Genomic DNA, 18,560 nt, shown 5'->3' on the forward strand with positions numbered 1-18,560 from the left:
ATTTCGCGGGTTGCTCTGACTTGATGCGACTTGATGCTAACATTGCATCACTCGCATCATCTGGACCCTGCTCATGGGCGATCATTTCGCTATCAACCTCAAACTGGCCTGCAGCCATTACCGCTCTATTTCAGAGGTTTGCCGGCAGCTGTCGATCAACCGCGCTCAGTTCAACAAGTACCTGAGCGGCCAGAGCCGTCCGACGGCCTACAACCTCAAGCGCATCGGTGACTTCTTCGGCGTGGAGGACTACGAGCTGGGCCTGCCGCCGGAACAGTTCGCCCGCCTGATTGGCGCCCGCACCCTGTCTGCCCAGGCCGAGCAGCAGAACGACCCGATCAGCGAACTGTTCAAGCCGCTGCACGCGCAGGCCGGCAACTTGTCACGTTACTGTGGCTATTACTTCGAGTATTCCAACTGCATGTCGGTACCCGGCTCGATCCTCGTATCGCTGGTGCACCTGTGGGAGGAACGCGGCAGTTTCCTGTTCGAACGCCTTGAACGCCAAGAGCGCTCCACTGCAACCGATCCGCACGCCGAAGTACGGTGTCGCTACCTCGGTGCGGCGTTCCAGTTGCAGGACAGGGTATTTCTCATCGACTACGAGTCGCTGACATTCAACGAGATGAGCCAGACCATTCTCATCCCGAGCTTCAAGAGCCGCATCACCCGCCTCAATGGCCTGAAGAATGGCGTCTCCAGTGGTGACCGCCGCAACCCGGCCTGCACCCGCGTGGTCTGGGAATACCTGGGCGAAGAGGTCAACCGCATCAACGCCTACCGCCAGGTCAAGCTGTACCGCCCGGACGACCCGCGCATCGATGATGACGTGCGTGAACGCCTGAGCGTCGGGCCGCTCAAGAATGGGTTGTTTGAAATCGAGTGAGCCTGCTGTCGAGTGTTCATTTAATTTACTCGATATTTCCTACGGCTATATAGGAAGTTTCTGGCTATATAGGTTGTTGATCATGTTCGCGGCGTTGTTAATAATACGTATTGGCTGATTTCTAGATGTCATTCGGAAAATACGGAGTGAATAAGTGTGTGTGTTCTGTGAAATAGTCGCAGGGCGCGTCCAAAGTCATATCGTATGGCAGGACGAAAACTACATGGCCTTTCTTTCCATTTACCCCAATACGCCTGGTGTAACGGTCGTGATACCCAAGGCTCATCATTCAAGCTACCTCTTCGAGCAGGACGACGTTGTAATCGCGGGCCTGCTCGCGGCAACGAAGAAGGTCGCGAAACTATTGGTCGAAGGCCTGGAGGGGGTCGGGCGTACAGCGCTGGTGTTCGAGGGGTATGGCGTCGATCACCTTCACGCAAAGCTGTATCCCATGCATGGAACTGGTGAAGACAGCGCCTTCCGGAAGATCGCCTCTGTTGTCGAAACGTACTTTGATCGCTACCTGGGCTATGTCTCTTCCCATGATGGGCCACGAGCGGATGATCTGCAGCTAGCTGAAATGGCGCAGCGGCTACGTCACCCTTTGGACACCTAGCTAGTGTGGTGTCACTACCTCGGTGTCGCGCTCCTGTTGCAGTGAATACGAGTCGCGGATGTGCAACGAGACAAGCCTGACCATCCTCCCTTCACAGTTGCCTTATCCAATCGCCGATCGGGTTGCCGTCGCTGAGCAAAAGTTTCAATGCCATGAGGCAACATACGCAGATCAGTAACGGTTTTATAAGTCGTGTGCCGAAATGGATGGCGCAACGGGCGCCGACTTGAGCGCCGATAGTGGCTGACAGCGCCATGGTCAATGCGAGTGGCCATAGGATGGCACCACTGATAATGAACACCGATAGCGCACCCACATTGCAAGAGGCATTGAGCAGCTTGCTGTTGCAAACTGCTTGAAGAACGCTTTGCCCTAATAGAAGCGTGAATGCGACCATCAGAAATGAGCCGGTTCCTGGCCCGAAGACACCATCATAGAAACCGATTAGCGGAACGATAGTCAGCGCAAAGCAAGTCAGCGATATTTTTGCGGTGCGTTGGCGTCCATCCAAACTCGGGCTGCTAGCGAAGTAGATCGCGACGACAATCAGCAGTACAGGAATGGATGCTTCAAGAACAGTCCTCTCCAGCAGACTGATTGATAGGGCGCCTATCATGCCACCCGCGAAGGACAGGACAGCCATCGGCAAACCCGTTCGCCAATCGATCATGCGTTTTATGGCAAATGCCCACGTGGCGGAAACGCTGGCGGAAGAGGCCTGGAATTTATTGGTAGCGATGGCTGCCAACGGGTCCAACCCGGCGATGAACAAGGCAGGTAGTGTCAGCAGGCCACCGCCGCCTGCGATGGCATCAAAGAAACCGGCTAGGAACGCAACTGTGGCCAATACAAAAAGTGCGCTTAATTCAAGTTCCATTAGAGTCCTTGCCTTCAGCCACGTACGATCAATGGGTCGTGCTGTATAACGAGAGGTCTGGAGTAAGGCGCGTAGCCGAAAAGTCGTACGAGCAGCCGTCCGTTGTCCTTTACTATTTCTCTTCCATGCAGGGCTCGGCTGTTATTTATCAAGAGTGCAGTTGCGGGAGTCAGCACGAACTTGTAAACATTGGCCGTCTCCAGTAGAGACTGAAACGTCTGCAGAGCACGTTTGGCCTCGAAGCTTGCACAGTTGGCCAGTGCAAAGCGGTAACTGCTATATCGTATGGTGAAGCCGCCATGCTTATCGAACTGAAGAATGGAGTTGGGGGCAGGCGTCTCGCTTTCATTTCTGACGAAACAGTCGCTTCTCGAAAAGGTAAAAGATTTCGAAGACAAGGCCAGTGCTTCAAATCCTCCCAGCTTTGAAATCACATCGTGTAGGGGAATTACATGAGTAGGTTCGTCTTGCGGGTTCCATCGGGCAGTCAATATCAAAGCGCTTGGGGCGGGAGAGTGGCCGTCCGAGGAAATGGTTGAACAGTAATAAGGCGGTTCTGTATGGGGGCCTAGACAGACTCCAGCGTGGGAACTGAGCTCTGGTTTGTGCGCCTTCGGCTCTTGTGCAAGGCGTTGTTCCCCTCCACCTTTGAAATTACCGACCAATCGCATGTGTTTGCCTTGGTTGTCGATATCAAATGCGAAAGAGCGAAAGCGTACCAGGGCCAAGAGGATTTGATTACGCGATGCCAGATAAAGATTGATCGGATCGCTTTCCATTACCCTCATTCGAGGAAGTTGGTCCGGCGCCTGTCCTACCTTTGGCGTTAACATGCCTGCGAATTCAAGTGCCGCAATTCGGTTGTACAAAAAATCGTTCAGTGTTGTTTTTTGATTTGGTCCGAAAGATCTATGGATTTTCCTGGCCCATTGGTTGGCCAATATCGCAACACCACTGGCGTCAGGCCCTCCACGTGCTGCAAGTACCTGGCTGGCGTGGTCAAGCCTATGAGCCTGTGCAAGGGTGAAGAGAAAGTGAGTGCTTCCTTTGTTGGGCATTGGCTGGTGTCCTCTCGTCGAGTATGCAGTAGTCACTCGGGCTTTATTGTTCTTGAAGATATTCAGCCAAGTATTTTGATCTTTTGATGCAGGATCGAGCCTACCGCGCCATAGGAAATTTCCTTAAGGGGCGTAGGAAATGAAGATTCAGATTGCAGCGCCTCCCCAGGGTTGGACTTCCCCGAGAGGAACCCGCAAAATGTCCGCCTCTTTCCCTCAACCTGTCCGGACCTGCTGACTCTATGCGTATGCGCCTGATGCTGTTGGGTGGTGGCAATGCCCTCGGGCAAGCGCTGATTCGTCTCGGAGCCGAAGAGGACATCGGGTTCCTGGCGCCACGCCCGCCGGAGAATGGCTGGGCGCCGGCCAGTCTCACGCAATTGCTCGATGACCACCGCCCCGATGTGGTGATCAACCTGGCCTATTATTTCGACTGGTTCCAGGCCGAGTCGGTCAGCGAGCAGCGCCTGGCGCTGCAAGAGCGGGCCGTGGAGCGTCTGGCCGAACTGTGTCAGCACCACCAGATCATCCTCGTGCAACCTTCCAGCTACCGGGTATTCGACGGCTCGCGGGCCACGGCCTACAGCGAGAAGGACGAGCCGGTGCCGCTGGGGCTGCGCGGCCAGGCGTTGTGGCGTATCGAGCAGAGCGTGCGGGCGGCGTGCCCGCAGCATGTGCTGCTGCGTTTTGGCTGGGTGCTGGACGAGAGCATCGATGGCGCGCTCGGGCGTTTCCTCACTCGCGCCGAGCAGCCCCAGGAGCTGCTGCTGGCGGATGATCGTCGGGGCAATCCGACGCCGGTGGACGACGCGGCACGGGTGATCCTTTCGGTGCTCAAGCAGCTCGATTGCGACGCCCCGCTGTGGGGTACCTACCACTACGCCGGCAATGAAGCGACCACGCCGCTGGCGTTGGGCCAGGCAATCCTGACCGAGGCGGCGCAGTGGCAGAAGCTGGCCGTACAGGCACCCACGCCCCAGGCTCACGCCGCACGCCCCGATGCCGCCGAGGAGCCGCAGAACGCTGTGCTGGCTTGCAAGAAAATTCTTCACACCTTCGGTATCAAGCCCCGCGCCTGGCGCGCCGGCTTGCCGCCCCTACTGGACCGATTCTACCGAAATGGCTGATGCCCCCATCCTGATCACCGGCGGTGCCGGCTTCATTGGCTCCCACCTGTGCGATGCGTTGCTGGACAAAGGCTATGCCGTGCGGGTCCTCGACGACCTCTCTACCGGCAAGCGCGCCAACCTGCGGCTCGACCATCCGGGCCTGGAACTGATCGAAGGCGATGTCGCCGATGCTGCCTTGGTCAACCGTGCCGTTGCAGGTTGCCGCGCCGTGGTCCACCTGGCTGCAGTGGCCTCGGTGCAAGCCTCGGTCGAAGACCCGGTGCGTACCCACCAGAGCAACTTCATCGGCACCCTCAATGTCTGCGAGGCCATGCGCCTGCATGGCGTGCGCCGTGTGCTGTTCGCCTCCAGCGCGGCGGTGTACGGCAACAATGGCGAAGGGCAGTCGATCGCCGAGGACACCCCCAAGGCACCACTGACCCCCTACGCGGTGGACAAGCTGGCCAGCGAGCAGTACCTGGACTTCTATAGTCGCCAGCATGGGCTGGAGCCGGTGGTGTTCCGCTTCTTCAATATCTTCGGGCCGCGCCAAGACCCGTCCTCGCCCTATTCGGGGGTGATCAGCATCTTCTGCGAGCGTGCCGCCCAAGGCCAGCCGATCACCGTATTTGGTGACGGCGAGCAGACCCGCGACTTCCTGTACGTAGGCGATCTGGTCAAGGTGATGGTCCAGGCGCTGGAGCTGGCGCAGGTGGAGGAGGGGGCGGTGAACATCGGGTTGAACCAGGCCACGTCCTTGAACCAGTTGCTAGCGGCTCTGGAAAAGGTCATCGGTGGCTTGCCGCCGATCAGCCATGGTCCTGCGCGCTCGGGCGATATCCGCCATTCCCGGGCGGACAACACGCGTTTGCTGGCGCGGTTCGAATTCCCGCGGCCCACTTCGATGGTCGAAGGCTTGGCGAAGTTGTTGGGCAAAGCTTGATCGTTGTCGCAGAGCGCGTGATCTGAACCTGCTCTGCTCCTACAGGAATCGTGTAGGCCGGCGAGTTCGGAGCAAGAAAGGCTGGATGGCGACCGCGGCCGCCATCCGGAATGGCATCAGAACTTGTAGCCCAGGCCCACCATGTAGACCCACGGGTCCACGTCCACGTCGACCTTGGTCTTGCTGTAGCCCAGCGCGGTCGGGCCGTCGACGGTGGCCTTGGTGTCGATGTCGATGTACCAGACCGAGGCATTGACCAGCAGGTTGTCGGTCAGCATGTAGTCCATGCCCAGTTGCGCGGCCAGGCCGACCGAGTCTTGCAGCTTCAGGTTGCTGAAACCCTGCTGCTTGCGCGCGCCGCTGAGGTCTTCATCGAAGAAGGTGGTGTAGTTGATGCCGACGCCAGCGTAGGGCTGGAACTTCGAAGAAGGTGCCATTGGGTAGTACTGCAGCGACAGGGTCGGCGGCAGTTGCTTGATGTCGGCCAGCTTGCCGTCCAGGCCGCCACCCAGGCCCTTGACCGCCACGGTATGGTTGAATGGCGTGGCGGCCAGCAGCTCGACGCCGATGTGGTCGGTAAGCATGTAGGCGAAGGTCAGGCCCAGCTGGGTGTCGCTGTCCAGGGTCGCCTTGGTACCCGACACCTTGGTGCCGTCGAATTTCAGGTCGCTGCTGTCTTCATTCGGCGCAACGGTGATGGCGCCGGCGCGCATGATGATGTCACCGGCCTGGTGGGCGTGGGCAACAGGGGCAGCGAGCGCCAGGGCGATAAGCGAGGCGCCGAGCAAAGACTTGTTCATTGAAGCTCCCAAAGGACGTAAGTAATCGAGTAGTCCAATGGTAGGGAGCCGGTCGAACGCAGCTTTTGATTCAGCTCAACGAAGCTGTGTCACAAAGCGGAAACAGTTCTCACTGTAGCTCATAAGCATAGATTTTCTCGGCCTCCATCTGGTAGCCGGCCTCGGCCAGCTCGCTGCTGGTGGCTTTGACCTGCATGCGGCCCTCGATCCAATAGGGCTGGTAGAGGTCTTCGATGCGCACGCCCATCTCGCTGACGATGTGCACGATCTGGTTGGAGGGCGGCGGCGGCACGTGGATGCATGCGCCGTAGTAAGGCACCAAGAGGAATTCGGTGGTGCGGCCTTCCTCGCTGACTTCCAGCGGCACGATGTAACCGGGCAATTTGACCTGTTGGCCATCCAGCGCCTTGACCACCGGGGCGTCGGGCGCCTGCTGACGCGCAGCGGGGGCAGCTTCGGCCAGTGCGCTGCCCAGTTGCGAGAGGCCGTGCAGCGGTGCCTGTTGCACCGGCACCACCGGCGCGCCTTCGGGGATCAGGGCGGGCCAGTCCAGGGTACGGGGTTCGGCCGCCGGCAGAGGCAAGGCCAGCGACAGCAGTAACAGGAGCAGCAGGGCTTGTAGAGCCACCGCTGTGCCTGTGGGAGCCGGCTTGCCGGCGATGGGGGTAACGGGGGACATGAGGAACATGCGGGCTGCTCAGAGGTGAATGGACAAACCATCGGCCAGCGACTGCCGATAGGCACGCCAGGCCGGTACGCTGCCCATCAGCAGCGCGGCGCCAAGAATGATGGCCAGCAACGTCCACTCATGGGTGCTGGGCCAGGCCAGCGGCAGGTAGAGGCCGTAGTTGGCCTGGACATAGCCTTGGGCCAGGGCGATGCCTGCGTACAGCAAGCCTAGCCCGGCCGCGATGCCTGCAACAGCCAGTGCCAACGCCTCCAGCACCAACAGCCCAGCGATATGCCAGGGCCGTGCGCCTACCGAACGTAGGATGGCCATCTCCCGGCGACGTTCGTTGAGACTGGTGAGGATCGCCGTGAGCATGCCGATCAGCCCCGTCAGAACCACGAACAGCGACACCACGAACAACGCCTGTTCGGCGGTCCCCATCAGGCTCCAGAGCTCCTGCAGGGCGACGCCGGGCAGGATTGCCAGCAATGGCTCGCTGCGAAACTCGTTGATTTCCCGTTGCAGGGTGAAGGTGGCGATCTTGCTGTTCAACCCGAGCATGAAGGCGGTGATGGCCGCTGGCTGCAGGTCCATGGCCCGCGCCTGTTCGGCGCTGATACGCCCGGCGCCACGGGCCGGCACGCCGTTGTGCCAGTCGACGTGGATCGCTTCCATGCCCGCCAGGCTGATATGCAGGGTGCGGTCCACCGGCGTGCCGGTGCGGGCGAGGATGCCGACCACGGTGAACGGCTTGTCGTCGTGCTTGACCAGGCTGATAGCGGCTACACCATGGGCCAGCACCAACTTGTCGCCGAGCTTGTAGTGCAGGGCGTCGGCCACCTCGGCGCCAAGCACCACTTCGAACGGGTCGTCGGCGAACGGCCGGCCCTGGCTCAGCGCCAAGTGCTGACGACGGCCGAACTGGTAATGACTGAAGTATTCGCCAGTGGTGCCCATCACCCGGTAGCCGCGATGGGAGTCGCCCAGCGAAATCGGAATGGCCCATTTCACCCGCGGGTCCTTGGCGTAGTGCTCGAAACTGTCCCAGCGGATGTTGTTGGTGGCGTTACCGATGCGGAACACCGAATACAAAAGCAGGTTCACCGAGCCGGAACGAGCGCCGACGATCAGGTCGGTGCCGCTGATGGTGCTGGCAAAACTGGCGCGGGCCTCGGTGCGCACGCGCTCCACCGCCAGCAACAGGCACACGGACAGGGCAATGGCGAAGACGGTCAGGAACGCAGTGAAGCGACGGTTGGCCAGGCTGGCCAGGGCAAGGCGGAGCAGGTACATCAGGCCTCCCGGGGCTTGGCCGCGCGGTTGAGCTCGGCCAGGGACAGGTGACGGTCGAACAGTGGGGCCAGGCTCTGGTCATGGCTGACGAACAACAGGCTGGCGCCGGCGGCGCGGCATTCGTCGAACAGCAGGCCGATGAATGCTTCGCGGGTATCGGCGTCGAGCGCCGAGGTCGGCTCGTCGGCGATCACCAACTCGGGTTGGCCAATCAAAGCCCGGGCCGCCGCAACCCGCTGCTGCTGGCCGATCGACAGGCTGTCGGCGCGGCGGGCGAGCAGGGCTGGGTCGTTCAGGCCCAGGTGCGCGAGCAATCGGGCGGCTGCCTGGTCGACGCTGCCATGGCGCTGCTGGGCGCGTTCGGCTCGGCTGCGCGAGAAGCGGCAGGGTAGTTCGACATTCTCCCGCACCGACAGAAACGGCAGCAGGTTGAACTGCTGGAAGATATAACCGGTGTGATCGACCCTGAAGCGATCCCGGGCGCCTTGGCCGAGGGCGGCGAGGTCCTGGCCGAGCAGGCGGATGCTGCCTTGTCCAGGCTTGTTCACCCCGCCCAGCAGGCCGAGCAGGGTGGTCTTGCCACTGCCGCTGGGGCCTTTGAGAAACAGCGCTTCACCAGCCTCCAGGCGAAACGCGGGGATATCCAGCAGTGGCGGCTGGCCGGGCCAGGCGAATACCAGCCCCTGCAGGTCGATTAGCGGCTGGCTCATTCAGAATGCGACCAATGGCTTGCCAGGCGTGGCTTGCAGGCCCTTCTGGCCGTTCGGGCCGATGACCTGCACGGTGATTTTCTGAGTCGCCGGGAAAGCCTTGAACAGCGGTGTCAGGTCGACCTGGGTGAGCTTGGCCGGTGTGGCGCAGGTCAGCTGGTAATGGGCGTTGATGTCGGAATGGCCGTGCTCGTGCTCATCTCCATCCGCATCGTCGTGGCCGGCCTCGGCGAACAGGGGGCTGTCGAGGTCCTGGGCATCTTCCTTGCAGCCTGCAGCCTGGGCCAGGTCGAACAGCTGCAGGGGTTGCTCCAGCTGCTGGCGTGTGGCGGCGACCTTGGCCTTGTCAGCATCGTTGCCAGGAGCATGTTCGAAGCCGACCAGGTTCATCGCCGGGCTGTCCAGCGCCAGTTCCAAGGTGTTGCCGTCAAGCACGACATCGAGCTTGGCCGCACCGTGTTCGTGGGCTGCAAGGGTGCCGTGGGCATGGTCATGGTCGTGATCGTCATGGGCCTGGGCCATGGCCAAAGGGAGCAGGGCGAAGGGCAGAGCGAGGAACAGGCGGCGCATGGAACACTCCGGGGCGGTCAGAAGTCGAGTTCGTAATGTTATAACAACTTTTCTCGCGCTCGCCAGCGGCCTGGTGCAGGTTTCATGTAGCTGTGCTGCAGGTTCGACCAATCACGGGGCAAGCTCGTGCCTACAGGTTGTGGGGTGTGCTATGAGAGCATAGAGGCCATTGACTTCGAATTTGAGGGTAACAGCGTGAGAATTCGCGGACAGATCGGCGATTGGCCGGTGGACCTGACCATCGAGTTGGAGCCTGCGGAATGGGCGCGGCTCGGGCGTCAGCTGGACGTGCCTGTGCTAGCCGAAGCGGCAGCGGTGCCAGCGGGGGCTGCGCCGCGCCAGGACGATGGGCAATGGCTGGCGGCGCGAGAACTGTTGCGCCAGGCCGGGCAGGTCAGCGGGCCGGAACTGCTGGAGCGCTTGGAAGGTTTGGCCGGAAGCACGGCGGCGGGCAAGCGGTTGCTGGTGCGCTTGCGCCATAGCAGTGAGGTGAAGGTGGAAAGCGGGGTGGATGCGCCGGTGTATCACTGGGTCGGGTGATGTCGACCTGAGCTGGCCCAATCGCCGGCAAGCCGGCTCCCACAGGGCCAGCGCTGACATCATTTAGAGACACCGCCGTACCTGTGGGAGCTGGCTTGCCAGCGATTGGGCCTGTGCGGTTCAGAACATCGCCGCCGACAATTTGCGCCGATACACGCTCACCAGCGGGTGCTCGTTGCCCAGCAATTCGAACACCTGCAGCAGTGCCTTCTGCGGTAAGCCGTTCTCGTAGCCACGGTTGCGCTGGAACAGTTTGAGCAACCCATCCAGCGCCGCCTCGTATTGCTGGCGCGCCAGTTGCTGGATGCACAACTGGTAGGTGGCTTCGTCGTCCTGCGGGTTCTGGGCCAGGCGGCTCTTGAGCTCGGCGGCCTCCGGCAGGCTGGCGGCCTGGCGCAGGAAGGTCAGCTGGGCCTTGGCGCCCGCCAGGGCAGCCTTGTGCTCGTCGGTCTTGACCGCGTCCAGCACCACTTCGGCTTCACCCAGCTCACCCCGTTCTGCCAGGCAGCGTGCGTAGTAGATCAGCGCTTCGGCATTGCTGTTGTCTTCGCCGAGCAGCGCCTGGAGCACGGCTTCGGCTTCTGCGAAGCGGCTCTCGGCGAACAGGGCCTTGGCCTGCTCCAGCGGCGCGGCTGCAGGTGGTGCGGGCATCTGCACATGAGGCTCGAGCATGGCGCGGATAGCCGACTCGGGCTGGGCGCCAGCGAAACCGTCGACTGGTTGGCCGTCCTTGAACAGCACCACCGTCGGCAGGCTGCGAATACCGAACTGCGCGACGATCTGCTGTTCAACGTCGCAGTTGACCTTGGCCAGCAGCAATTCGCCCTGGTAGCCCTCGGCGATCTTGGCCAGCAACGGCATCAGCGCCTTGCACGGCGCGCACCATTCGGCCCAGAAATCGACCAGCACCGGCTTGTGGAAGGAATTCTCGATGACCAGTTGCTGGAAGGTGGCATCGGTGGCATCGAAGATGTATGGCAGATCTTTACTAGGAGCTTGGCTCATCGCGACTCTCGCAAACCCGTGAATGGCACCACTATAAAGGCTCGCGGCTGGCGTGGTACAGGCTGACCCGGCGGAATTCGTGCGGCTCGGCCAGGTCCGGCAAGGTCAGGGCTTCGAGCACACCGAGCTGGCGGTAGCGTGGGTGATTGAAGTCGCGCACCCGCGAATCGGCCACCAACGCCTGGCGACCGCGGCCCAGGAACGCGTCGAGCAACGGCAGGTTGGCGCGGTCGTAGAGCACATCGGCCACCAGTACCAGGTCGAAACGGTCCTCTTCGGCGAAGAAGTCATTGCTGTAGCCAAGCGCCACCTCGTTGAGCGCGGCATTGGCCCGGCAGGCATCCAGGGCCAGCGGGTCCAGGTCGCAGGCCACCACTTCCAGTGCGCCTGCGCGCGCCGCGGCGATCCCGGCGATGCCGGAGCCTGCGCCAAAGTCCAGCACGCGCTTGCCACGTACCCATTCAGGGTGTTCGGCCAGATAGCGGGCCATGGCCAGGCCGCTGGCCCAGCAGAAGCTCCAGTAGGGCGGTTCGTCGAGAATGCGGCGGGTTTCCTCGGGGCTGAATGCGCGGTCCATGTTCTGCGCATCGATCAGCCAGAGCTTGATCTCGCAGCCGGGCAGGTCGCTGGCGACCAGGCGCGCTTCGCCGATCAGGCCGCTGAGTGCCTGCTGCAGATGCAGTGGGGGCATTTATGGCGCCTTCTCGAAACGCAGCGGGCCGGTGACCTGGTTGGTGGCCTGGGCGATACGCAGAGGCGGCAGGTGCAGGATCAGCTGGCCGGAGCGGCTGGCGCGGCCACGCAGCTCGACGCGGGCACCGGCCGGGAAGGCCTCGGGGTTGAAGCGCAGGCGATAGGGCAGGGCCTGGCCGGTACCGGTGAGGGTGCTGCTGGCCAGCAGGCGCTGTGGCCTGCCGCGTTCATCGATGACCAGCAGGGCCAGCTCCACTTCGGCACCGACGGGTATTTCCAGCAAGGTGCCGCTCACCTCGCGCTGGTAGGCGGGCAGCGGGCCAAGCTCCTTTGGCTTCTTGACGGCCTTGGCAGGCGGTACTGCAGAGGCTTGCTCGGTCTTCGGTCGGTCGCTGCCGCAGGCGGCGAGCAAGCCGGCGAGGCACAGCACGACGAGCGCTCGGTAGTGCATGGGGTAGTCCTTCACGGGCAGAATTGCATGGATGGTAAACCCTTTGGCTTGTCTTGCCAGTGGGATGCGCTACCATGGCCCTCCCTTTTTTTGTTGCCTGCCACCATGCACTGTCCCTTTTGCGGTGCCAACGACACCAAGGTCATCGACTCGCGCCTGGTCGCCGAGGGCGAACAGGTGCGTCGCCGCCGTGAGTGCGTCGCCTGCGGCGAGCGCTTCACCACCTTCGAGACCGCCGAGCTGGTCCTGCCACGGCTGATCAAGCAGGACGGCACGCGCCAGCCTTTCGACGAAGAAAAACTCCGTGCTGGCATGCAGCGGGCGCTGGAAAAGCGTCCGGTCAGCGTCGAGCGCCTGGAAGCGGCCCTGGCGCACATCAAGCACAAGCTGCGTGCCACCGGCGAACGCGAGGTCAAGTCGCTGGTGGTCGGCGAGCTGGTGATGGCCGAGCTGCGCAAGCTCGATGAAGTCGCCTATATCCGCTTTGCATCGGTCTACCGGCGCTTCCAGGACCTCGACGAGTTCCGCGAGGAAATCGACCGCCTGGCCCGGGAACCGGCCAAGGAATGACCATGCCGAGCCAAGCCGCCATTCTCGACGCCCATTACATGGCGCGCGCCCTGGAACTGGCCCGCAAGGGCCTGTACAGCACGCACCCGAACCCGCGCGTAGGCTGCGTGATCGTGCGTGACGGGAAGGTGGTGGGTGAAGGCTGGCACGTGCGGGCCGGCGAGCCCCATGCCGAGGTCCACGCCCTGCGCCAGGCCGGCGAGCGCGCACGCGGCGCTTGCGCCTATGTGACGCTCGAGCCGTGCAGCCACCATGGTCGTACGCCGCCCTGCGCCGAGGCGCTGGTCAAGGCCGGTGTGGCTCGGGTAGTGGCCGCCATGCAGGACCCCAACCCGCAAGTGGCCGGCCAGGGCCTGCGGCGTCTGGCCGAGGCCGGTATCGAGGTCAGCAGCGGCGTGCTCGAAGCCGAGGCTCGCGCACTCAACCCGGGCTTTCTCAAGCGCATGGAGCATGGCCTGCCGTTCGTGCGAGCCAAGCTCGCCATGAGCCTGGACGGCCGCACCGCCATGGCCAGCGGCGAGAGCCAGTGGATCACCGGCCCTGCCGCCCGCGCCGCGGTGCAGCGCCTGCGTGCCCGTTCCAGCGTGGTGCTGACCAGCGCCGAAAGCGTGCTGGCCGACAACGCACGCATGACCGTGCGCGGCGCCGAGTTGGGGCTGGACGCCGAAACCACCGCCCTGGCCCTGGCCCGGCCGCCCCTGCGCGTGCTGGTCGATGGCCGCCTGCGCCTGCCGCTGGAGGCGCCGTTCTTCCAGGCCGGCCCTGCACTGGTGATAACCGCCTGCGCAGACGACCCGCGTTATGCTCAGGCCGGCCATGAGCTGCTGTGCCTGCCCGGTGACGCCGGCCGTGTCGACCTGTCTGGCCTGCTGCAGATCCTGGCCGCCCGTGGTGTCAACGAGGTCCTGCTGGAAGCCGGCGCCGGCCTGGTCGGCGCCTTCGCGCGCCTGGGCCTGGTGGACGAGTTCCAGCTGTTCGTCGCCGGCACGTTCCTCGGCAGCACCGCGCGCCCGCTGCTGGACTGGCCGTTGGCGCAGATGGCCGAGGCGCCGCGCCTCAAGATCACCGAGGTGCGCGCGGTCGGCGATGACTGGCGGATCACGGCCATCCCCTTGCCGGCCTCCGGCGTATAATGCCCGGCTTGCCACGCGCAGCCCTGTTCCCGAGGAGGACACCATGTTCACCGGCATCATCGAATCCATCGGCACCATCCGCAGCCTGACCCCCAAGGGCGGTGACGTGCGCCTCTATGTAGAAACCGGCAAGCTCGACCTGGGCGACGTCAAGCTGGGCGACAGCATCGCCGTCAACGGCGTCTGCCTGACCGCCGTGGAGTTGCCCGGCGATGGCTTCTGGGCCGACGTCAGCGTCGAGACCCTCAAGCGCACCGCCATGGTCGACCTCAAGAGCGGCAGCCGGGTCAACCTGGAAAAGGCCCTGACCCCCACCACCCGGTTGGGCGGCCACCTGGTCAGCGGCCACGTCGACGGCGTCGGCGAGATCATTTCGCGCAGCGATAACGCGCGCGCCATCCAGTTCCGCGTGCGTGCGCCCAAGGAGCTGGCCAAGTACATCGCCCACAAAGGGTCGATCACCGTCGACGGCACCAGCCTGACGGTCAATGAGGTCGATGGCGCCGAGTTCGAGCTGACCATCGTCCCGCACACCCTGTCCGAAACCATCATGGCCGACTACCGCGCAGGTCGTCGGGTCAACCTTGAGGTCGACCTGCTGGCCCGTTACCTGGAGCGTCTGCTGCTGGGCGACAAGGCTGCCGAGTCGAGCAAGGGCAGTGGCATCACCGAAAGCTTCCTGGCCGCCAACGGCTACCTGAAATCCTGATTGAGAAGGGGGTGCCGAGTGGCGCTCAACAGCATCGAAGAGCTGGTGGAAGACATCCGCCAGGGCAAAATGGTCATTCTCATGGACGACGAAGACCGTGAGAACGAAGGCGACATCATCATGGCTGCCGAGTGCTGCCAGGCCGAGCATATCAACTTCATGGCCAAGCACGCCCGCGGCCTGATCTGCATGCCGATGACCCGCGAGCGCTGCGAAACGCTCAAGCTGCCGCTGATGGCGCCACGCAACGGTTCTGGCTTCGGCACCAAGTTCACCGTGTCGATCGAGGCCGCCGAGGGTGTCACCACCGGCATTTCCGCTGCCGACCGCGCGCGCACCGTGCAGGTGGCCGCCGCCCGTGATGCCAAGGCCGACGACATCGTCAGCCCCGGCCACATCTTCCCGCTGATGGCCCAGGCCGGTGGCACCCTGGCCCGTGCCGGGCACACCGAAGCGGCCTGCGACCTGGCGCGCATGGCTGGTTTCGAGCCCAGTGGCGTGATCTGCGAAGTGATGAACGACGACGGCACCATGGCCCGTCGCCCGGAGCTGGAGGCCTTCGCCGCCGAGCACGGCCTGAAGATCGGCACCATCGCCGACCTGATCCACTACCGCATGATCCACGAGCGCACCGTACAGCGCATCGCCGAACAGCCGCTGGACAGCGAGCTGGGCCAGTTCAACCTGGTCACCTACCGCGACGCGGTGGAAGGCGATGTACACATGGCCCTGACCCTCGGTGACATCCGCGCCGAAGAGCCGACCCTGGTGCGCGTGCACAACATGGACCCGCTGCGTGACCTGCTGCTGGTCAAGCAACCGGGCCGTTGGAGCCTGCGTGCGGCGATGAGCGCCGTGGCCGAGGCCGGCAGCGGCGTGGTGCTGCTGCTGGGCCACCCGCTCGATGGCGACGTGCTGCTGGCACACATCCGCGAAAGCGCCGGCGATGCGCAGCCCAAGGCCCCGACCACCTATAGCACCGTCGGTGCCGGTTCGCAGATCCTGCGTGACCTGGGCGTGCGCAAGATGCGCCTGATGAGCTCGCCGATGAAGTTCAACGCGATATCCGGATTCGATCTGGAAGTTGTAGAATACGTGCCCTCCGAGTGACACAGGCGTAACTGTCGTCCTGCCGCTCGTGTCCAAACCCTCCCGCAGGCCGCGTGTGCGCGGCCTCGCTCTTTAAGATGAGAACACCGGAATGACCCTGAAGACCATCGAAGGTACCTTCATCGCCCCCAAAGGTCGCTATGCTTTGGTGGTTGGCCGCTTCAACAGCTTCGTCGTCGAAAGCCTGGTAAGCGGTGCCGTTGATGCCCTGGTACGCCATGGCGTCAGCGAAAGCGACATCACTATCATCCGTGCCCCGGGCGCCTTCGAGATCCCGCTGGTTGCACAGAAAGTCGCCCAGCAAGGTGAATATGACGCGATCGTCGCCCTGGGTGCGGTGATCCGTGGTGGTACCCCGCATTTCGAATACGTGGCGGGCGAGTGCACCAAGGGCCTGGCCCAGGTGTCCATGGAGTTCGGTGTTCCGGTGGCCTTCGGCGTCCTGACCGTCGACTCCATCGAACAGGCCATCGAGCGTTCCGGCACCAAGGCTGGCAACAAAGGTGCCGAAGCTGCCCTGTCCGCCCTGGAAATGGTCAGCCTGCTGGCGCAGTTGGAGGCCAAGTGATTAGCGACGAAAGCGATCGTTTCAACCCGCGCGAGCCACGCGCGGCGGATGCTGGCAAGCCCTCCAAGAGCGCCAAGCGCCGCGAAGCCCGCAAGCTCGCGACCCAGGCCCTCTACCAGTGGCACATGGCCCAGCATTCGCTGAACGAGATCGAGGCTCAGTTCCGGGTCGACAACGATTTCTCCGATATCGATGGCGCCTATTTCCGCGAGATCCTGCATGGGGTCCCGGCGATCAAGGGCGAAATCGACAAGGCCCTGGCTCCATGCCTGGACCTGCCGCTGGAGGAGCTCGACCCGGTCGAGCTGGCGGTGCTGCGCCTGTCCACCTGGGAGTTCATCAAGCGCGTCGACGTACCGTACCGCGTGGTGATCAACGAAGGTGTCGAGCTGGCCAAGGTCTTCGGTGCCACCGACGGCCACAAGTTCGTCAACGGTGTGCTGGACAAGCTCGCGCCGACTCTGCGTGACGCGGAAGTCAAGGCGGCCAAGCGCTGATCGCGGCGCCGACCGACCATGGGTGAGTTCGAGCTGATCCGTCATTACTTCGCCGCTGCGGCCTGTGCGCAGGGCGGCGAAGGTGTGGTCCTCGGCATCGGTGACGACTGCGCCCTGCTGGAGCTGCCTGCTGGCGAGCAGTTGGCGGTGTCCACCGATACCCTGGTCGAAGGCGTGCATTTTCCTGTCGCCTGCGACCCCCTGCTGCTCGGCCAGCGCTCGCTGGCCGTGGCGGTCAGCGACCTCGCGGCCATGGGGGCCGACCCCATCGGCTTCACCCTCGCCCTGACCCTGCCCCAGGTCGGTGCCGACTGGCTCCGGCAGTATGCCGATGGCCTGAACCGCATGGCCTTGCGCTGTGGCGTCAGCCTGATCGGTGGCGACACCACCCGTGGCCCCCTGGCTATCACCGTGACTGTATTCGGCAAGGCGCCTGCAGGGCAGGCCCTGCGCCGCAGCGGTGCAAGGCCGGGCGACCTGCTGTGTGTGGGCGGTTACCTGGGCAATGCGGCCGGAGCCCTGCCGCTGGTGCTGGGCGAACGCACGGCGCCGGCCGAGGTCGCCGAACCGTTGTTGGCCCAGTACTGGTCGCCCTTGCCCCAGCTTGCTCTGGGCCAACTGTTGCGTGGCCGGGCTACGGCGGCGCTGGATATATCCGACGGGCTGCTGGCCGACTGCGGGCATATCGCCAAGGCTTCTGGTGTCGCGCTCCAGGTAAATGCCGAGCAGGTACCGGTCTCGCCCGCCCTGCAGACCTTCCTCGGCCAGGAGGCGGCCTTGCATGCCGCGCTGACCGGTGGCGACGACTACGTGTTGGCATTCACTGTGCCTGAGGCGCAACTTTCATCCCTGCCTGATCCTGGCGTCATCCATGTCATCGGCCGTGTGCTCGAAGGACAGGGCGTGACGCTGCGCGACGGGCAGGGCCAGGACATCACCCCGGCGCAACGGGGTTACCAACATTTTAGGGAGACACCGTGACCGACCACCCCAACCAGGTGCCTGCGGAGTTCGTTCCGCCTTCGGTCTGGCGCAACCCCTGGCACTTCATCGCCTTCGGCTTCGGCTCCGGTACCTTGCCCAAGGCGCCCGGCACCTGGGGCTCGCTGGTGGCGCTGCCGTTCATCCCGCTCTGGCAGATGCTGCCGGACTGGGGCTACTGGCTGCTGCTGGGCATCACCATGCTGTTCGGCTTCTGGCTGTGCGGCAAGGTCGCCAACGACCTGCGTGTGCACGACCACGAAGGCATCGTCTGGGACGAGATGGTCGGCATGTGGATCACCCTGTGGCTGGTGCCGGAGGGTTGGCAGTGGTTGTTGGCGGGGTTCCTGATGTTCCGCTTCTTCGACATCCTCAAGCCCTGGCCGATCCGCTGGGTCGACCGCCACGTGCATGGCGGCGTCGGGATCATGCTCGACGATATCCTGGCCGGTGTGTTCGCCTGGCTGGGCATGCAAGTGCTGGTATGGGTGGTTGCTTGATCCAACGCTGATCCCCTGTAGGAGCGGCCTTGCGCCGCGAAGGGCCGCGCAGCGGCCCAACCGCCGGCAAGCCGGCTCCCACCGCCCCTGCGCTAACGGCGTACCTGTTGGAGCGGCTTGTCCTGCGATCAAGGGCGACGATGATATCGAGCCCGGCCCAATCGCGGGACAAGGGGGGCGAGCTCGAAGCCCAACCATCAAACTTTTCGATCTTAAGCGGCGATATTCAGCCTGCGCATGGGTGGCAACCTGCTGATACAATCGGGCAATT

General features: G+C 63.3%; 23 protein-coding genes. 13 read left to right on the forward strand and 10 right to left on the reverse strand.

Annotated elements, in window-relative coordinates:
* Window positions 1-73 precede the first annotated feature (73 nt).
* Both IRZ56_RS13710 and IRZ56_RS13715 read left to right on the forward strand, forming a co-directional pair.
* A complete protein-coding gene (locus IRZ56_RS13710) occupies window positions 74-886 on the forward strand; it encodes a helix-turn-helix domain-containing protein (protein ID WP_196145412.1) in 813 nt (270 codons plus the stop codon).
* Between the two features lie 154 nt (window positions 887-1,040).
* Window positions 1,041-1,502, forward strand: a complete 462-nt coding sequence (locus tag IRZ56_RS13715) for an HIT family protein (RefSeq protein WP_328311568.1) — start codon at window positions 1,041-1,043, stop codon at window positions 1,500-1,502.
* A gap of 91 nt (window positions 1,503-1,593) precedes the next feature.
* Here the strand turns inward: IRZ56_RS13715 and IRZ56_RS13720 are convergent, their stop codons facing one another.
* Together IRZ56_RS13720 and IRZ56_RS13725 are read right to left on the reverse strand one after the other, a co-directional pair.
* Window positions 1,594-2,379 carry a TSUP family transporter gene (locus IRZ56_RS13720; RefSeq protein ID WP_196145414.1) on the reverse strand — a complete coding sequence of 262 codons (786 nt, stop codon included), beginning with the start codon at window positions 2,377-2,379 and terminating at the stop codon, window positions 1,594-1,596.
* 14 nt (window positions 2,380-2,393) lie between these two features.
* Window positions 2,394-3,437 carry a TauD/TfdA family dioxygenase gene (locus IRZ56_RS13725; protein ID WP_196145415.1) on the reverse strand — a complete coding sequence of 348 codons (1,044 nt, stop codon included), beginning with the start codon at window positions 3,435-3,437 and terminating at the stop codon, window positions 2,394-2,396.
* 242 nt (window positions 3,438-3,679) lie between these two features.
* On the opposite strand from IRZ56_RS13725, the gene IRZ56_RS13730 reads away from it, so the two are divergent.
* Window positions 3,680-4,564: a sugar nucleotide-binding protein gene (locus tag IRZ56_RS13730; protein ID WP_196145416.1), complete on the forward strand. Its 885-nt coding sequence runs from the start codon at window positions 3,680-3,682 to the stop codon at window positions 4,562-4,564.
* Entirely contained in the window at window positions 4,557-5,489 is a 933-nt protein-coding gene (locus IRZ56_RS13735) for an NAD-dependent epimerase/dehydratase family protein (RefSeq protein WP_196145417.1), read from the forward strand. The genes IRZ56_RS13730 and IRZ56_RS13735 overlap by 8 nt, the downstream gene beginning before the upstream one ends.
* Before the next feature lie 116 nt (window positions 5,490-5,605).
* On the opposite strand, the gene IRZ56_RS13740 is transcribed toward IRZ56_RS13735, so the two are convergent.
* From IRZ56_RS13740 to IRZ56_RS13760, 5 genes are all read right to left on the reverse strand, one after another.
* Entirely contained in the window at window positions 5,606-6,289 is a 684-nt protein-coding gene (locus IRZ56_RS13740; RefSeq protein ID WP_196145418.1) for an OmpW/AlkL family protein, read from the reverse strand.
* 109 nt (window positions 6,290-6,398) lie between these two features.
* Complete coding sequence (locus IRZ56_RS13745) at window positions 6,399-6,968, reverse strand: DUF3299 domain-containing protein (RefSeq protein WP_196145455.1); 570 nt, start codon at window positions 6,966-6,968, stop codon at window positions 6,399-6,401.
* An 18-nt stretch (window positions 6,969-6,986) separates the two neighbouring features.
* Complete coding sequence (locus IRZ56_RS13750; RefSeq protein WP_196145419.1) at window positions 6,987-8,252, reverse strand: ABC transporter permease; 1,266 nt, start codon at window positions 8,250-8,252, stop codon at window positions 6,987-6,989.
* Entirely contained in the window at window positions 8,252-8,962 is a 711-nt protein-coding gene (locus IRZ56_RS13755) for an ABC transporter ATP-binding protein (RefSeq protein ID WP_196145420.1), read from the reverse strand. The genes IRZ56_RS13750 and IRZ56_RS13755 overlap by 1 nt, the downstream gene beginning before the upstream one ends.
* On the reverse strand, window positions 8,963-9,532 hold the full coding sequence (locus tag IRZ56_RS13760) for a DUF2796 domain-containing protein (protein WP_196145421.1): 570 nt from the start codon (window positions 9,530-9,532) through the stop codon (window positions 8,963-8,965). It abuts the gene before it with no gap.
* Between the two features lie 195 nt (window positions 9,533-9,727).
* Here IRZ56_RS13760 and IRZ56_RS13765 point away from each other — a divergent pair, with 195 nt between their 5' ends.
* The gene (locus IRZ56_RS13765; protein WP_196145422.1) at window positions 9,728-10,072 is read left to right on the forward strand and encodes a hypothetical protein; all 345 of its coding nucleotides are present in this window, start codon (window positions 9,728-9,730) and stop codon (window positions 10,070-10,072) included.
* Window positions 10,073-10,192: 120 nt separating this feature from the next.
* Here the strand turns inward: IRZ56_RS13765 and trxA are convergent, their stop codons facing one another.
* Genes trxA through IRZ56_RS13780 form a run of 3 tightly spaced genes read right to left on the reverse strand, consistent with a single transcriptional unit; the run spans window position 10,193 to window position 12,221 of the window.
* On the reverse strand, window positions 10,193-11,077 hold the full coding sequence (gene trxA, locus IRZ56_RS13770; protein ID WP_196145423.1) for a thioredoxin: 885 nt from the start codon (window positions 11,075-11,077) through the stop codon (window positions 10,193-10,195).
* A gap of 31 nt (window positions 11,078-11,108) precedes the next feature.
* On the reverse strand, window positions 11,109-11,768 hold the full coding sequence (locus IRZ56_RS13775) for a class I SAM-dependent methyltransferase (RefSeq protein WP_196145424.1): 660 nt from the start codon (window positions 11,766-11,768) through the stop codon (window positions 11,109-11,111).
* Window positions 11,769-12,221 carry a YbaY family lipoprotein gene (locus IRZ56_RS13780; RefSeq protein ID WP_196145425.1) on the reverse strand — a complete coding sequence of 151 codons (453 nt, stop codon included), beginning with the start codon at window positions 12,219-12,221 and terminating at the stop codon, window positions 11,769-11,771. It lies immediately after the preceding gene.
* A 105-nt stretch (window positions 12,222-12,326) separates the two neighbouring features.
* Here IRZ56_RS13780 and nrdR point away from each other — a divergent pair, with 105 nt between their 5' ends.
* From nrdR to IRZ56_RS13820, 8 genes are all read left to right on the forward strand, one after another.
* Entirely contained in the window at window positions 12,327-12,791 is a 465-nt protein-coding gene (nrdR, locus tag IRZ56_RS13785) for a transcriptional regulator NrdR (RefSeq protein WP_043210325.1), read from the forward strand.
* A 2-nt stretch (window positions 12,792-12,793) separates the two neighbouring features.
* Window positions 12,794-13,924: a bifunctional diaminohydroxyphosphoribosylaminopyrimidine deaminase/5-amino-6-(5-phosphoribosylamino)uracil reductase RibD gene (gene ribD, locus IRZ56_RS13790; RefSeq protein ID WP_196145426.1), complete on the forward strand. Its 1,131-nt coding sequence runs from the start codon at window positions 12,794-12,796 to the stop codon at window positions 13,922-13,924.
* 43 nt (window positions 13,925-13,967) lie between these two features.
* Window positions 13,968-14,633, forward strand: coding sequence for a riboflavin synthase (locus tag IRZ56_RS13795; protein WP_196145427.1), 666 nt, complete (start codon window positions 13,968-13,970; stop codon window positions 14,631-14,633).
* Window positions 14,634-14,651: 18 nt separating this feature from the next.
* Window positions 14,652-15,743 (forward strand): bifunctional 3,4-dihydroxy-2-butanone-4-phosphate synthase/GTP cyclohydrolase II, encoded by a 1,092-nt coding sequence (ribBA, locus tag IRZ56_RS13800; protein ID WP_084857384.1) that lies wholly within the window; start codon window positions 14,652-14,654, stop codon window positions 15,741-15,743.
* Between the two features lie 91 nt (window positions 15,744-15,834).
* Window positions 15,835-16,311, forward strand: a complete 477-nt coding sequence (gene ribE / locus IRZ56_RS13805; RefSeq protein WP_043210219.1) for a 6,7-dimethyl-8-ribityllumazine synthase — start codon at window positions 15,835-15,837, stop codon at window positions 16,309-16,311.
* Window positions 16,308-16,808: a transcription antitermination factor NusB gene (nusB, locus tag IRZ56_RS13810; protein WP_196145428.1), complete on the forward strand. Its 501-nt coding sequence runs from the start codon at window positions 16,308-16,310 to the stop codon at window positions 16,806-16,808. Before ribE ends, nusB begins: the two co-directional genes overlap by 4 nt.
* An 18-nt stretch (window positions 16,809-16,826) precedes the next feature.
* Window positions 16,827-17,789: a thiamine-phosphate kinase gene (gene thiL / locus IRZ56_RS13815; RefSeq protein ID WP_196145429.1), complete on the forward strand. Its 963-nt coding sequence runs from the start codon at window positions 16,827-16,829 to the stop codon at window positions 17,787-17,789.
* Window positions 17,786-18,289: a phosphatidylglycerophosphatase A gene (locus tag IRZ56_RS13820; protein WP_043210214.1), complete on the forward strand. Its 504-nt coding sequence runs from the start codon at window positions 17,786-17,788 to the stop codon at window positions 18,287-18,289. The genes thiL and IRZ56_RS13820 overlap by 4 nt, the downstream gene beginning before the upstream one ends.
* The last annotated feature ends 271 nt before the right edge of the window (window positions 18,290-18,560 follow it).

The sequence above is a fragment of the Pseudomonas guariconensis genome (assembly GCF_015680235.1).
GTDB classification, from domain to species: Bacteria; Pseudomonadota; Gammaproteobacteria; order Pseudomonadales; family Pseudomonadaceae; genus Aquipseudomonas; species Aquipseudomonas guariconensis_A.

Coding starts and splice junctions, on each gene's coding strand:
- IRZ56_RS13710 (WP_196145412.1), top strand. CDS start 74: ATGGGCGATCATTTCGCTATCAACCTCAAACTGGCCTGCAGCCATTAC.
- IRZ56_RS13720 (WP_196145414.1), bottom strand. CDS start 2,379: ATGGAACTTGAATTAAGCGCACTTTTTGTATTGGCCACAGTTGCGTTC.
- IRZ56_RS13725 (WP_196145415.1), bottom strand. CDS start 3,437: ATGCCCAACAAAGGAAGCACTCACTTTCTCTTCACCCTTGCACAGGCT.
- IRZ56_RS13730 (WP_196145416.1), top strand. CDS start 3,680: ATGCGTATGCGCCTGATGCTGTTGGGTGGTGGCAATGCCCTCGGGCAA.
- IRZ56_RS13735 (WP_196145417.1), top strand. CDS start 4,557: ATGGCTGATGCCCCCATCCTGATCACCGGCGGTGCCGGCTTCATTGGC.
- IRZ56_RS13740 (WP_196145418.1), bottom strand. CDS start 6,289: ATGAACAAGTCTTTGCTCGGCGCCTCGCTTATCGCCCTGGCGCTCGCT.
- IRZ56_RS13745 (WP_196145455.1), bottom strand. CDS start 6,968: ATGTCCCCCGTTACCCCCATCGCCGGCAAGCCGGCTCCCACAGGCACA.
- IRZ56_RS13750 (WP_196145419.1), bottom strand. CDS start 8,252: ATGTACCTGCTCCGCCTTGCCCTGGCCAGCCTGGCCAACCGTCGCTTC.
- IRZ56_RS13755 (WP_196145420.1), bottom strand. CDS start 8,962: ATGAGCCAGCCGCTAATCGACCTGCAGGGGCTGGTATTCGCCTGGCCC.
- IRZ56_RS13760 (WP_196145421.1), bottom strand. CDS start 9,532: ATGCGCCGCCTGTTCCTCGCTCTGCCCTTCGCCCTGCTCCCTTTGGCC.
- trxA (WP_196145423.1), bottom strand. CDS start 11,077: ATGAGCCAAGCTCCTAGTAAAGATCTGCCATACATCTTCGATGCCACC.
- IRZ56_RS13775 (WP_196145424.1), bottom strand. CDS start 11,768: ATGCCCCCACTGCATCTGCAGCAGGCACTCAGCGGCCTGATCGGCGAA.
- IRZ56_RS13780 (WP_196145425.1), bottom strand. CDS start 12,221: ATGCACTACCGAGCGCTCGTCGTGCTGTGCCTCGCCGGCTTGCTCGCC.
- nrdR (WP_043210325.1), top strand. CDS start 12,327: ATGCACTGTCCCTTTTGCGGTGCCAACGACACCAAGGTCATCGACTCG.
- ribD (WP_196145426.1), top strand. CDS start 12,794: ATGCCGAGCCAAGCCGCCATTCTCGACGCCCATTACATGGCGCGCGCC.
- IRZ56_RS13795 (WP_196145427.1), top strand. CDS start 13,968: ATGTTCACCGGCATCATCGAATCCATCGGCACCATCCGCAGCCTGACC.
- ribE (WP_043210219.1), top strand. CDS start 15,835: ATGACCCTGAAGACCATCGAAGGTACCTTCATCGCCCCCAAAGGTCGC.
- thiL (WP_196145429.1), top strand. CDS start 16,827: ATGGGTGAGTTCGAGCTGATCCGTCATTACTTCGCCGCTGCGGCCTGT.